This is a genomic window from Brevibacterium ravenspurgense (assembly GCF_001584615.1).
Classification (GTDB): Bacteria; Actinomycetota; Actinomycetes; order Actinomycetales; family Brevibacteriaceae; genus Brevibacterium; species Brevibacterium ravenspurgense.
Window position 1 is genome coordinate 199,161 of the sequence record NZ_LQQC01000002.1, and the last position, 12,179, is coordinate 211,339.

Genomic DNA, 12,179 nt, shown 5'->3' on the forward strand with positions numbered 1-12,179 from the left:
CGTGACACGCACCCGGACACCAGCGGAAGACACACTGCGCCAAGCCATGCTCACTGCGATCGCATGGGCCGCGGGCGAAAGCACAGAAATCGGCATTGACGCTGACACCCCGCTTGTGGGGCTCGGGCCCTACGGCATCGACCGAGGTGTCGACATGAGCACGGGACAGCTCCTCACCGGAAACGCGTGGCAGGTCGCGGTCGCTGAACTGCCTGACGAAGCCGCCCGGCAGGCTGTCCAAGACGCCTGCGCCCGCGCCGGCTCCGCAGCACTGCTGGCGGTCGAGGCGGGGCTAACCCCTGTCCCACTGGACCGCGCACAAGCCGCACTCATCACCTTCGACTTCTCTGCCACCTCGACCCCAGATGGACCCCTGGCCCCCGTCGAAGGCGCGCCAGAACACGACCGGGCACTCATGGAGGCCATCCAAGCTGGTCAAGCCCAAGCCCTGACTCACGCCGCACAGGAAGCCCGCACCTACGCATCGAACACCGAGTCGCTGCAGAGACTTCTGAGCGCTCACGGCCAACCCGAGGTTCACGTTGACTTCGACGCAGAAACCCTCGGCACCCGCACTGCAGTGCTGCGAATGGAGTTTCCGTGACAGCGCCAGCCCGTCCGGTCATCAACATCGTCGGCGCAACGGCAACCGGTAAATCCGACCTCGCGGTGCGCCTTGCCGAACACTACGGTGGCGAAATCATCAACGCCGACGCCATGCAGTTCTACCGCGGCATGGACATCGGCACAGCCAAAATCACCCCGGCCGAAACCAGGGGAGTGCCGCACCACCTGCTCGATGTTCTCGACGTGACCCAAGATGCCAGCGTCAGCGAATTCCAACAGCAGGCTCGCGAACTCATCGCAAATATGCGGTCCCGCGGCGTGCAGCCCATCCTGGTGGGCGGGTCTGGTCTTTACGTGCGAGCGGCAACCGACGTCATGAACTTCCCGGGCACAGATCCCAGCCTGCGCTCGCGTTTGGAGCGGATCGCGGAACTCGACGGCACACGCCATCTGCACGCACTGCTGACGGAACTCGACCCGGAAGCCGGGGCGAAGATCAAAATCGAAGACTCCCGGCGCATCGTGCGCGCCCTGGAAGTCATAGCGCTGACCGGCGAAACCTTCACATCCCACCTGCCCGAATACACCTACGCCATGCCGACGGTGCAGATCGGCCTGCGCATGAACCGTGCCGACCTGCGCGAGCGAATCAGCACACGTGTTCACCGCATGCTCGACGACGGCTGGGTTGACGAGGTGCGCGCGCTCATCACCGCGGGAATCGAGGAATCAACAACCGCGGCAGCTGCGATCGGCTACCGGCAGCTGATCGCCTATGTGCGCGGCACCATGACACTCGATGAGGCCACCCAGCAGACCATCATCCGCACCGGTCAGTTCGCCAAACGACAGGAAACCTGGTTCAAACGGGACCCGCGCATCCACTGGCTGGACGCCGACAGTCCAGAGCTTTTCGAACAGGCAGTGGGCATTATTGAGAAGCAGGAGAGAGCATGAAACTCACCAAAGGCCACGGCACTGAAAATGACTTCCTGCTGTACGCCGATGACACCGTCAGGCTCGACCCGCACGCGATTGCCGCAGCCTGTGACCGCCGCACCGGAATCGGAGCCGACGGTGTCATCCGCGCTGCGAGCATCGGCTCGGTCGACACTCCTGAGGCGCGCGCCGCTGAAGAAGCTGGCGCTCAGTGGTACATGGACTACCGCAACGCGGACGGCTCACCGGCGGAAATGTGCGGCAACGGGGTGCGTGTCTTCACTCATTTCCTGCGCGAAACCGGGCTGCAGACCGGGGAGAAGCTCGTGATCGGAACGGCTGTCGGCCCCGTCACGGTAGAGATGACCGCAAGTCCTTTCGCCAGTGTTGCAGACTCTGCTCACGCCTCCGACTCAGCCACGTGGTATCGCGTTCGTCTGCCCCGCGGGCCCAAGCCCATTGCCGATGACGCCTTTGCCGCTGTGGCCAACCTCCGCCCGCCCAGGCCCGCGGCGAGTGTCGACATGGAAAATCCTCACACCGTCGTCGCTGTGGCCCAAGCCGCCGAACTCGAAGCGCTCGACCTGCGCAAACCACCTGAGGTCCAACCCGTACCGCCGGACGGCACGAACGTTGAATTCATCGTCATCGAACAGGGTCCCGCCCCCGAGCTCACCGATCCTCGCCTGCAGAAGGCGGGGCACCTGAGTATGCGGGTCTACGAACGAGGTGTCGGGGAGACTCGCGCGTGCGGCACCGGAGCCTGCGCGGCGGCTCTGGCCGCCAGCCACTGGGCAGGGTCGGCGGCACCTCGGGAGTGGCTTGTCACCCAGCCGGGCGGGACAGTGCTCGTCGAGGTGGAGGACGACTATGCGGTCCTGTCCGGGCCCGCTGTTCTTACGGCAGAGACTTCGCTTCTCTGAGAGGTGTCAGCGCGAGGCCGACGTGGTGTCCGTGCGTCTGAGTTGCTGCCGTGGGCAGTCGTCACTCCGGCGCGACAGCCGAAAGGATCCGGAACCCCTTAGATGATGCGGCGCGGGAAATGGTGAAGCCCTCCGGAAGGTTCTCCTGCATCCATTTCTGCAGCGAGTCTGAGCCGAGGTTTTTGGCTACAACGAGGAGTGCTTCCCCGCCGGGCGTCAGTCGGGGCAGCCAGGTCAGAAGAAGTTCGTGCAGCATGTCTTTGCCCACGCGGATCGGCGGGTTGGACCAAATCGCGTCGAAGCGGACATCGTCTGGGATCTGTTCGGCGGTGACAGGGCGGATCGAGCTGAGCCCCGCCTCGGCGGCGTTCTTCTTCGTCAGTTCGAGTGAGCGTTCGTTGACATCGAGAGCCCAGATGCGGGTGTCCGTCCCGGCGTCACGGGCGGCGAGACCGGCGTGCAGCGCGATCGGACCCCAGCCGCACCCCATGTCCAGCAGGTTGCCGGCGGGCACCTCGGGCAGGCGGTCCAGAAGGACCGCGGTGCCCTTGTCCACGCGGCCGGGCGAGAACACGCCGGCGTCCGTTGTGACTGTCAGGTCGTGACCGGCCAGGCGCACCTCAAGTGGGCGCGGACGTGACTGTGCGTTTGGGGCGGAAGAAAAGTAGTGCTCGCTCACGGCATCCAAGCCTACGCGCTCGCGGCACCGAAAACTGCGCCCTGTGGGACAATGGGCGGCAATGCGAGAAGAAGACGAACTTTCGACCCCCGGCACCTCGGGCAAGACCCCCGGCACCAACGACACCGGCACCGGCACCCCGGGCAAGACCCCCGGCGCCTCGGGTTCCGACGAAACCCGCCCCGACTCCCCGAAAACAGAGCCCACCCGCGAAGACGACATCCTCAACCGCGTCCTGTCGCGGGCCGACTCATCGCTCACAGCAGCGGAACTCGCCGCTGACGACGACACCAACTTCGACGTCCAGGAGCGTGCCGCACTGCGCCGTGTGGCCGGTCTGTCGACGGAACTCGAAGACGTCACGGAAGTCGAATACCGCGACGTCCGCCTGGAGAATGTGGTGCTCGCCGGCGTGTACACGGAAGGCACCGCCGAAGCCGCCGAAGACTCTCTGCGCGAACTCGCAGCACTTGCCGAAACTGCCGGCTCGACTGTCCTCGACGGTGTCATCCAGCGTCGCGACACCCCGGATCCGGCCACCTACTTAGGCCGCGGCAAGGCACGCGAACTCGCCGAAATCGTAAATGCCGTCGGCGCTGACACCGTCATCTTCGACTCCGAACTCGCACCGTCCCAGCGCCGTGCACTGGAAGACGTCGTCAAGGTGAAGGTCGTCGATCGGGTGGCGCTCATCCTCGACATCTTCGCCCAGCACGCCAAAAGTCGCGAAGGCAAGGCACAGGTCGAACTCGCTCAGTTGGAGTACCTGCTGCCGCGTCTGCGCGGCTGGGGTGAATCCATGTCGCGTCAGGCCGGTGGCCAGGTGGCAGGCGGTGCCGGAATCGGTTCGCGCGGTCCCGGTGAAACCCAGATCGAACTCGACCGTCGCCGCATCCGCAAGCGCATGGCGAAGCTTCGCCGCGACATCGCCAAGATGACGCCGGCCCGCGAGGTCAAACGCTCTTCCCGCAAACGCAACCGCATCCCGTCGGTCGCAATCGTCGGCTACACCAACGCTGGCAAGTCGAGCCTGCTCAACCGGCTGACGGACGCCGGGGTCATGGTGCAGAACGTCCTGTTCGCCACGCTCGACCCGACGGTCCGAGCCGCCGAGGCCGAAGACGGCCGCACCTACACCCTGACCGACACGGTCGGCTTCGTGCGCAATCTGCCGCACCAGCTGGTTGAAGCGTTCCGCTCGAGCCTGGAAGAGGCCGGGCAGGCCGATGTTCTGCTCCACGTGGTCGACGGTTCGCACCCGGACCCGGAAGGGCAGATCGCAGCCGTTCACGACGTTCTCGCCGATGTCGTCGACCCCTCCGTGCCCGAACTCATCGTCATCAACAAGGCCGACATCGCCGAACCCGATGCCGTCGCCCGCCTCATGCGCCGCCACCCCGGCGCCGTGGCGGTCTCCGCGCACACCGGCGAGGGCCTCGACATTCTGCGCACCGCCATCGCAGAAGCGCTCCCGCACCCCGAATACGAACTCACCGTCCTCATTCCCTACAACCGCGGCGACCTGCTCTCGGCTGTGCACGAAGACGGCGAAATCGAGCGCATCGAACACATTGACGACGGCACCGTCGTCCACGCTTTCGTCAACGGCGACCTCGCCGCCCAGCTCGAACCCTTCCGCCGGCCCGACATGTTTGCCGGTGCCGGATCAGCCGAGGACAGCACCCCGGGGCAGGCGCCCGACTCACCTGAGTCCACCTCGTACGAGGTGCCGACCCCCGATGCCGAGACCACCTCGCCTGACCGTGTCTCACTTGAGTCCACCTCGGGGGATGAGCCTGCGGAGGACCGCGAGTGAAGGACGTCGCGGGACTGCTGGAGAAGGCCGTCGCCGCACTGAACGGCAGTCCCCGCGAGGGTCAGCAGCAGATGGCTGAGGCTGTGAATTCGGCCCTGGAGAGCGAAACCCACCTGCTGGTGCAGGCGGGAACCGGGACGGGAAAATCCCTGGGATACCTCGTGCCCGCGGTGCGCTACGCCGTCGGCTCTGGTGAACGTGTCATCGTCTCCACCGCAACGCTTGCGCTGCAGGCGCAGATCGTCGACCGGGACATCCCGCGGTTGGCCAAAGCCCTGCGTGAAGACTTAGGCCGCCGGCCGAGTGCGGCTGTGCTCAAGGGCCGGCGGAACTACCTGTGCAAACACAAACTCGCCGGGGGATACCCGGATGACGAGGCGGGGCTCCTGTTCGACATGGGAGCTGACGACGCTGCACACCGGGGCGGATCCATGAGCGCCCTGGAATCCGAGATCGCCCGCATCCGATCGTGGGAGCAGTCCACCGACACGGGCGACCGCGATGATCTGGTGCCGGGAGTCTCCGACCGCACATGGTCGCACGTCTCCGTCAACGCCTATGACTGCCTGGGCCAGAAATGTCCTATGGTCGAAGAGTGCTGGGCGGAACTGGCTCGGACAAAGGCTTCGGGCGCGGACGTCGTCGTCACCAACCACGCGCTGCTGGCGATCGACGCCTTCGGCGAAAACTCGGTGCTGCCGTCCCATTCGGCTGTCATCATCGACGAAGCCCACGAACTGCGCGACCGCGTGACATCTGCTCTGACCGGCAGCCTGACCGACGCGATGCTGTCAGCGGCGCACTCGGCGGCAAGGAAACACACCGGTGCAACACCGGCGGCGCTGAGTGATTTCGACACCGCGCGCACCTCGTTTGCGGATGCGCTCGACCAGGCCGAAGCCGGTCTGCTTCGGATGTGGCCGGAACCTCTGCAGGACGCGGTCGTCGCCTTGCGCGACAGCGCTCGCACTCTGCTGAGCGCATGCGGTGACGCAGAACGCGGCAAAGAGGCAGACTCCGGCCTGACAGTGGCGCGCGCTCGCATTCAGGAGGTCTTCGACCTCGCGGAGCGCATGACCGACGGCAGCGCCAACGACGTCGTCTGGGTCAGCCGGAATTCGTTCCGGGGCACGGAAACCGTCAGCCTCGTCATCGCTCCGCTGTCCGTTGCCGGCACCATGCGCCGCGGCCTGTTCGAAGAGGCGACCGTCGTCGCAACCTCAGCAACTTTGGCCTTGGGCGGTCGTTTCGAACCGGTTGCCGCCTCTCTTGGTTTGGAAGGCCCCGACAGTCCGCGCTATGACAGCCTCGACGTGGGCTCACCCTTCGACTACCCCAAACAGGGCATCCTCTACGTTGCCGGCCATCTGCCCAAGCCAGGCCGCGGGGGCCTCAACGTCGAACAGCTTGAAGGGCTGCGGGAACTCATTGAAGCCTCTCGCGGGGGAGCGCTCGGGCTGTTTTCATCGAAAGCCGCCGCCGAACAGGCCGCCGAATACATGCGTGAGAACACCGACTTGCCGATCCTCTTGCAGGGCGAAGATGGGCTTGGCAGCCTCGTGCGGTCTTTCAGCTCTGATGCCGAGTCGAGCCTGTTCGGCACCATTTCTCTGTGGCAGGGAGTGGACGTGCCCGGGGACGCCTGCCGCCTTGTGCTGATCGACAGGATTCCCTTTCCCCGTCCTGACGATCCGCTGGCCACTGCGCGGACGGAAGCCGCCGCCCGCCGAGGTGCCAACGGCTTCATGGCCGTCTCCGCGACTCACGCTGCTCTCAAGTTGGCGCAGGGGGCCGGGAGGCTTATTCGCTCAACTTCCGACCGCGGAGTTGTTGCGGTGCTCGATTCGCGACTGCGCACGGCCCGCTACGCGAACTTCCTCATGGCGACCTTGCCGCCCATGTGGACGACAGAAAGCCCCGCGGTGGTCCGCGGGGCTCTCGAAAGACTCAAACCGGAAGACTAGACGCGGCGGATGACGGCCGTTACGACGCCCATGATGGTGGCAAAGGTGCCGTCAATGGGTTCGTAGTCCGGGTTCTGCGGCAGCAGCCACTGCTTGCCGTCCTTGCGCTTGAGCGTTTTGACCGTTGCTTCGTCGTCCAGGAGGGCTGCGACGATTTCGCCGTTCTCGGCGGTCGGCTGACTGCGCACAACCACCCAGTCGCCGTGGCAGATGGCCGCATCGATCATCGAATCGCCGACCACGTTGAGCAGGAACAGGTTGTCGCCGGCGCCGACAACCTGGCGAGGCAGGACGAAAACGTCGTCCACATTCTGTTCGGCTGTGATGGGGCCACCGGCGGCAATGCGACCGACCACGGGGATGGCGGCAGCGTTCGCCGATGTGTCCGCTGCCGGCGTTTCAACGATCTCAGCCGGATTGACTACTTCGATAGCACGCGGACGTTTGGGGTCGCGGCGCAGATAGCCGAGCTTTTCGAGCTGGTTGAGCTGGTGCGCAACAGACGAAAGGGAAGCAAGGCCGACGGCCTTGCCGATCTCACGCATGCTCGGGGGATATCCGTTGCTGTGCACGGACGCCTCGATCGTCTCGAGCACCTGACGCTGGCGGGCCGACAGCGAACGGTCGTCCGCGGCAGCTGAAGCGACCGGCAGGGGAGACTCGCTGTCACGGCGCTTGCGGAACGAGCTGACCTCCTTGGCCACTTCGGTGTCACGTGGGCGGCCGCGAGTGCGACGCGACTGTGTCATGACTCAGTCCTCTCGCCCCGAACCCCTGACATTACTGCAGGTCAGAAGCTTGGAGCCGGTTATGTCAGTGCCTCGTGGGAAGCTCTGAACAGTGGAAATCGGATGCAGTGTTCGAATCCATTTTCACATAGATGTTCGACAAACATTGGATTGTGTTCTAATGTGTGTCTTAGAACATCAGTTCGAATAATGCGAATGGCCGTGGGGCAAGCGGCCGTACGCCACATCGCATTGTCGGGGCCGAAGGCTCTGGCTGTGTTAGGAGGAAGAATGCACACGCTCACTCGCGCACCGCACCGTTCGGTAAGGGAAGGCCGGATCTTTTGGGTGCGGCGCATGGCGGCTCTCGCTGTCATCGCTGCGGTAGCTCTGTGCGCCGTCCTCTTCATCCGGTCAGAGGCTTCGGCCTCGAATGCGGAACCGCTCTATGCGGAAGACACCCAGATGGTCATCGTCGAAGAAGGCCAGTCACTGTGGGAAATCGCCCGTGACTCCGCTGGTGGGGAAGACGTTCGTGACGTTCTGACCGCCATCGTCGACATGAACGGTCTGGACTCTTCCACGGTTCACCCTGGCCAGCGCATCCTCGTTCCCTCCCGATAGGATTGGCCTGACCGCGCCGCGCGGTCAGCATTAGCCGAATGGAAACGAGGATTGATGGCCCAGAGGATCGGGACGGCGTCACGTCACACCAGTGAATCCAAGGTCGACGTCACAATTGATCTCGACGGAACAGGGAAATCCGACATCTCAACCGGAGTCCCTTTCTACGACCACATGCTTGACGCGCTGGCTCGCCACTCCCTGTGCGATCTGACGGTCAAAGCCGAAGGCGACATCGAAATCGATGTTCACCACACGGTCGAAGACACCGCCATCACCATCGGCTGGGCACTGAAAGACGCTGTCGGAGACAAAGCGGGCATCCGCCGCTACGGCGATGCGGCAGTTCCTTTGGATGAAGCACTCGCGCAGGCTGTCGTCGACATCAGCGGCCGCCCGTACTTCGTTCACACCGGCGAACCCGAAGGCTTCCAGTACGCCATGATCGGCGGACACTTCACGGGCTCCATGGTCAGCCACGCTCTTGAATCTCTTTCCATCAACGCGGGCCTGACCGTCCACCTCACACTTGTTGCCGGTCGGGACCCCCACCACATTGCAGAAGCTGAATTCAAGGCCTTTGCTCGCGCTCTGCGCATGGCGCTTGAAGCCGACCCGCGCACTGGTGGAGCTATTCCCTCCACCAAGGGGGCCCTGTGAACACAGCACTCGTAGTCACACCCTTCGGCGACCCCAAACAGCTTGCAGCCGCTTGCGTGTTGAGCGATATTCGCGGTTCTGTCGTGCCCGTCGGCGGCTTTTCGGCCATTGTTCTTGACGACGCCAGCCGCGAACACGCCACCGAAGTCACCCAGAAGCTGTCGAAGATGGCTGGCCGCTACGAAGTTCTTCTGCTCGTCCGTGAAGACGACGCCATCGCCTCCGGCCACTACCGCGGGGGCAAGCGCCAGTCAGAAGTACCGGCGGGTCTGGCCCTGCAGAACCTCCCCGAAGACGTCGAGCGTCTGCTTCTGGGGCAGGCAGATCCCGCTGACATCGAAGGCGCGCAGCACACGGCTGATATCAGCAAGATGCAGGCAAGCGCACTGACTATGACGGGCGCTCGTGCCGCAATTGCGCGCACCGCAATCGTCTGGATGATCGTCGCCGCAGTTGCATTCGTCGCACTGGTCATCGGCGCTGTTGTTGCTCTCAGCGGCCCTTGGTACATGTGGATCGCCACCGCGCTGGCAGCCGGTGTCTTCGGCGTGAGCCTGTTCCGCATCAACAGGCTGCTGGGGCGCAGAAAATGACCACCGTTGCGGTTCTCGACGCCGGATCGGGCAATGTGCGCTCCGCAGTTCGGGCGCTTGAAGCCGCCGGCGCGCAGGTTCATCTGACCGCACAGCCGCAGTACCTGCTGGCGGCAGACGGCCTCGTCGTCCCGGGCGTTGGCGCTTTTGCGTCGGTTATGGACGAACTGCGCGCAGTCGGAGCTCCGGCCATCATTGCCGACAGGCTCGAACGCGGAATGCCGGTATTGGGCATCTGCGTGGGCCTGCAGGTCATGTTCGAGCAGGGTACCGAACACGGAGTGACCGCAGAAGGCCTTGGCCTGTGGAACGGCTCCGTCACCAAGCTTTCAGCCCCCGTTGTTCCCCACATGGGGTGGACCACGGTGCAGCCGCCAGCAGGTTCGCTGCTGTTCAATGGAATCACCGACGAGCACTTCTACTTCGTCCACTCCTATGCGGCGCACACAGCACCCAGCACAGGGGAGGCGACGTATGCCGAACACGGTGAAAAGTTCATAGCCGCTGTTGAGGACGGGCCGCTCAGCGCGGTGCAGTTCCACCCAGAAAAGTCCGGTCGGGCAGGTCTGAAGCTCCTTGCCAATTGGATTGACAGCCTCGACGCTTCCCACATATAGGAGAACCAGTGACTGAAGCAGACCGCCTTGTGCTCTTTCCCGCAGTCGACATCGTCGACGGCAAAGCCGTTCGCCTACACCAAGGTGAAGCCGGAACCGAAACCGACTACGGTCAGCCGCTGGAAAACGCGCTGAAGTTCCAAGAAGCCGGAGCGGAATGGCTCCACCTCGTCGACCTTGACGCTGCTTTCGGCCGCGGTGACAACCGGGCCATCATCAAGGATCTCATCGCCTCTGTCGACCTCAAGGTCGAACTCTCCGGTGGTATTCGCGATACTGCGGCACTCGAAGCCGCCCTCGAAATCGGTGCAGCTCGCGTCAACATCGGTACGGCAGCTATCGAAAACCCCGAATGGACGGCCGACATCATCCGTCAACACGGTGACGCCGTTGCAGTCGGGCTTGACGTTCGCGGCGAAATGCTTGCCGGCCGGGGCTGGACGAAGGAAGGCCGCAGCCTGTGGGATGTCATCGACGAACTCCAGGCCGCCGGATGCTCGCGCTACGTTGTCACCGACATCAACACCGACGGTACTCTCAGCGGTCCCAACACGGAGCTTCTGCAGAAGATTGCAAGCACCACCGGCACGCCGGTCACCGCTTCCGGTGGGATCTCGTCGCTTGATGACCTCGCTGCTCTGCGCAAGCTCGTACCCACCGGTGTTGACTCCGCCATCATCGGCAAGGCTCTCTACGCCGGCCGATTCACCATGAGCGAAGCACTCGAGGTCGCTGGCCGCCCATGACAAACGGCACGCCCGACCAGCCCCAGCTGCCCGAACACCTCAAGGGCATGTTCGGCAGCGCTGCGAGCCCAGACGGTTCTGCGTCGCCCGACGGTCAGGTTGGCTCTGGGGGAGAGGGCAACCAGGCCGACTCTGCCAGGGCCGGAAATCAGACTGACTCCGCGGGAACCGCGTGGAAGGGCCGCGAGCTCAAACCCAACCCCTTCTCTGGCGATACCGGTGAAGCTGACCCGCGGGTGACGGCGGCGCTTGAAGCCGCCACGGCCAATCCTTTTGACCCTGCCGCCCACATCGGGGTAGTCGAGGCGCTGAAGAACTCGCGTGTTTATGCGCCGATTCTTCCCGAGGCTCTCAGCAAATCTGTGGGCGAACACGGGCTCATGGTCGACAACAGCTCGGACATGGCCATGGTGCGCCTGTCATCGGAAGACGGCCGCGAGGCCACGCCCTGCTTCACTGCGATTCCCCTTCTGACTCAGTGGGGGACTCAGGCAAGGCCTGTGCCGATCGAAGCTGAGCGGCTGGGCTTGGGTGCTGTTGATGAAGGCTCGCAGCTGGTCATCATCGACCCGGGCAGCGCACACGCCTTTCTGCTACGCAGGCCGGCCCTGTGGGCTTTTGTGCAGGGACACGATTGGACGCCGTCGTGGGCGGACAGGGAAGTCGCGCAGGCCATCGGCGACATCGCGGCGCAGTTTTCGTGGATCGCATCTGTAGGCGCAGGTCCCGGCAGCCAGAGGATTGTCACGGGCGGGCCCGAACTGGCAATTGTTCTCACCCTCGACGGCGAACCTGATTTCAGTGCTTTCCAAGCCCGCCTGGCCGAGCACCCCATCATCGTTGACCGGGTCGACTCCCTGACCATCACGGTCCGCTGATCATCACGCTGCGCTGGGTCCGCGGGCATTACCTGCGTCGTCATGTGAGGCCCACCCACGCTTTAGCAACAAAAACTCCCGTTAGCAGTGGTTGCTAAGCCGCAGATTCAGGCTAAGCGGTGTCTGTGTGCGGCTAAGGCGCAGATTCCGGCTAAGCGGTGTTTTCGCGCTGCAGGTTGCGGGCAGTCCTTTGACATGGCACACGAGGTGCCGCCCGGGCTGGCTTCGAGCGTTCACCTTGTTCTGCGGCTTCCGACAGAGCCCAGCACCTGCGCCCACGCTTTAGCAACAAATACTCCCGTTAGCAGTGGTTGCTAAGTGTACTGATCGGGGAGGTTAGTTAATCGTGTGATTGGTGGCTGGCCTCCGCATGCGGAATGGGGTCGGTGGTGATTATAGTCGTGGAGCCATTTGCCAAGTGCGTCGTTGCGTTCGTTTTCTGATT

Annotated in this window: 14 protein-coding genes; 11 read left to right on the plus strand and 3 right to left on the minus strand. The window is 64.0% G+C overall.

Annotated features, from left to right (window positions below):
- Position 1 precedes the first annotated feature (1 nt).
- Genes Bravens_RS01220 through dapF form a run of 3 tightly spaced genes read left to right on the plus strand, consistent with a single transcriptional unit; the run spans position 2 to position 2,429 of the window.
- Complete coding sequence (locus Bravens_RS01220; RefSeq protein ID WP_157452672.1) at positions 2-604, plus strand: hypothetical protein; 603 nt, start codon at positions 2-4, stop codon at positions 602-604.
- Positions 601-1,524 (plus strand): tRNA (adenosine(37)-N6)-dimethylallyltransferase MiaA, encoded by a 924-nt coding sequence (miaA, locus tag Bravens_RS01225; protein WP_062019575.1) that lies wholly within the window; start codon positions 601-603, stop codon positions 1,522-1,524. The genes Bravens_RS01220 and miaA overlap by 4 nt, the downstream gene beginning before the upstream one ends.
- Positions 1,521-2,429, plus strand: a complete 909-nt coding sequence (dapF, locus tag Bravens_RS01230; RefSeq protein WP_062019577.1) for a diaminopimelate epimerase — start codon at positions 1,521-1,523, stop codon at positions 2,427-2,429. The genes miaA and dapF overlap by 4 nt, the downstream gene beginning before the upstream one ends.
- 61 nt (positions 2,430-2,490) lie before the next feature.
- On the opposite strand, the gene Bravens_RS01235 is transcribed toward dapF, so the two are convergent.
- A complete protein-coding gene (locus Bravens_RS01235; RefSeq protein ID WP_062019579.1) occupies positions 2,491-3,108 on the minus strand; it encodes a class I SAM-dependent methyltransferase in 618 nt (205 codons plus the stop codon).
- Positions 3,109-3,169: 61 nt separating this feature from the next.
- Here Bravens_RS01235 and hflX point away from each other — a divergent pair, with 61 nt between their 5' ends.
- Both hflX and Bravens_RS01245 read left to right on the plus strand, forming a co-directional pair.
- On the plus strand, positions 3,170-4,924 hold the full coding sequence (gene hflX, locus Bravens_RS01240) for a GTPase HflX (RefSeq protein ID WP_062019581.1): 1,755 nt from the start codon (positions 3,170-3,172) through the stop codon (positions 4,922-4,924).
- Positions 4,921-6,888, plus strand: coding sequence for an ATP-dependent DNA helicase (locus Bravens_RS01245; protein WP_062019584.1), 1,968 nt, complete (start codon positions 4,921-4,923; stop codon positions 6,886-6,888). The genes hflX and Bravens_RS01245 overlap by 4 nt, the downstream gene beginning before the upstream one ends.
- Here the strand turns inward: Bravens_RS01245 and lexA are convergent.
- Positions 6,885-7,637, minus strand: a complete 753-nt coding sequence (gene lexA / locus Bravens_RS01250; protein WP_062019586.1) for a transcriptional repressor LexA — start codon at positions 7,635-7,637, stop codon at positions 6,885-6,887. The two genes, Bravens_RS01245 and lexA, sit on opposite strands and share 4 nt — an antisense overlap.
- Positions 7,638-7,907: 270 nt before the next feature.
- Here lexA and Bravens_RS01255 point away from each other — a divergent pair, with 270 nt between their 5' ends.
- Genes Bravens_RS01255 through Bravens_RS01280 form a run of 6 tightly spaced genes read left to right on the plus strand, consistent with a single transcriptional unit; the run spans position 7,908 to position 11,734 of the window.
- Complete coding sequence (locus Bravens_RS01255; RefSeq protein WP_019174908.1) at positions 7,908-8,240, plus strand: LysM peptidoglycan-binding domain-containing protein; 333 nt, start codon at positions 7,908-7,910, stop codon at positions 8,238-8,240.
- A gap of 54 nt (positions 8,241-8,294) precedes the next feature.
- Positions 8,295-8,900 carry an imidazoleglycerol-phosphate dehydratase HisB gene (hisB, locus tag Bravens_RS01260; RefSeq protein WP_019174909.1) on the plus strand — a complete coding sequence of 202 codons (606 nt, stop codon included), beginning with the start codon at positions 8,295-8,297 and terminating at the stop codon, positions 8,898-8,900.
- Positions 8,897-9,493: a hypothetical protein gene (locus Bravens_RS01265; protein WP_062019588.1), complete on the plus strand. Its 597-nt coding sequence runs from the start codon at positions 8,897-8,899 to the stop codon at positions 9,491-9,493. Before hisB ends, Bravens_RS01265 begins: the two co-directional genes overlap by 4 nt.
- Positions 9,490-10,110: an imidazole glycerol phosphate synthase subunit HisH gene (hisH, locus tag Bravens_RS01270; protein WP_062019590.1), complete on the plus strand. Its 621-nt coding sequence runs from the start codon at positions 9,490-9,492 to the stop codon at positions 10,108-10,110. Before Bravens_RS01265 ends, hisH begins: the two co-directional genes overlap by 4 nt.
- An 8-nt stretch (positions 10,111-10,118) precedes the next feature.
- On the plus strand, positions 10,119-10,856 hold the full coding sequence (gene priA / locus Bravens_RS01275) for a bifunctional 1-(5-phosphoribosyl)-5-((5-phosphoribosylamino)methylideneamino)imidazole-4-carboxamide isomerase/phosphoribosylanthranilate isomerase PriA (RefSeq protein WP_062019591.1): 738 nt from the start codon (positions 10,119-10,121) through the stop codon (positions 10,854-10,856).
- Positions 10,853-11,734, plus strand: a complete 882-nt coding sequence (locus Bravens_RS01280; RefSeq protein ID WP_062019592.1) for an SseB family protein — start codon at positions 10,853-10,855, stop codon at positions 11,732-11,734. Before priA ends, Bravens_RS01280 begins: the two co-directional genes overlap by 4 nt.
- 314 nt (positions 11,735-12,048) lie before the next feature.
- Here the strand turns inward: Bravens_RS01280 and Bravens_RS10315 are convergent.
- Positions 12,049-12,179, minus strand: a 131-nt coding sequence (locus Bravens_RS10315; protein ID WP_157452673.1) for an integrase core domain-containing protein, incomplete at its 5' end; no start/stop codon positions are given.

What these genes read in the sequence shown, in the direction of transcription:
- hisH (WP_062019590.1), top strand. Translation starts at nt 9,490, where the DNA reads ATGACCACCGTTGCGGTTCTCGACGCCGGATCGGGCAATGTGCGCTCC.
- Bravens_RS01280 (WP_062019592.1), top strand. Translation starts at nt 10,853, where the DNA reads ATGACAAACGGCACGCCCGACCAGCCCCAGCTGCCCGAACACCTCAAG.
- hflX (WP_062019581.1), top strand. Translation starts at nt 3,170, where the DNA reads ATGCGAGAAGAAGACGAACTTTCGACCCCCGGCACCTCGGGCAAGACC.
- dapF (WP_062019577.1), top strand. Translation starts at nt 1,521, where the DNA reads ATGAAACTCACCAAAGGCCACGGCACTGAAAATGACTTCCTGCTGTAC.
- hisB (WP_019174909.1), top strand. Translation starts at nt 8,295, where the DNA reads ATGGCCCAGAGGATCGGGACGGCGTCACGTCACACCAGTGAATCCAAG.
- lexA (WP_062019586.1), bottom strand. Translation starts at nt 7,637, where the DNA reads ATGACACAGTCGCGTCGCACTCGCGGCCGCCCACGTGACACCGAAGTG.
- Bravens_RS01255 (WP_019174908.1), top strand. Translation starts at nt 7,908, where the DNA reads ATGCACACGCTCACTCGCGCACCGCACCGTTCGGTAAGGGAAGGCCGG.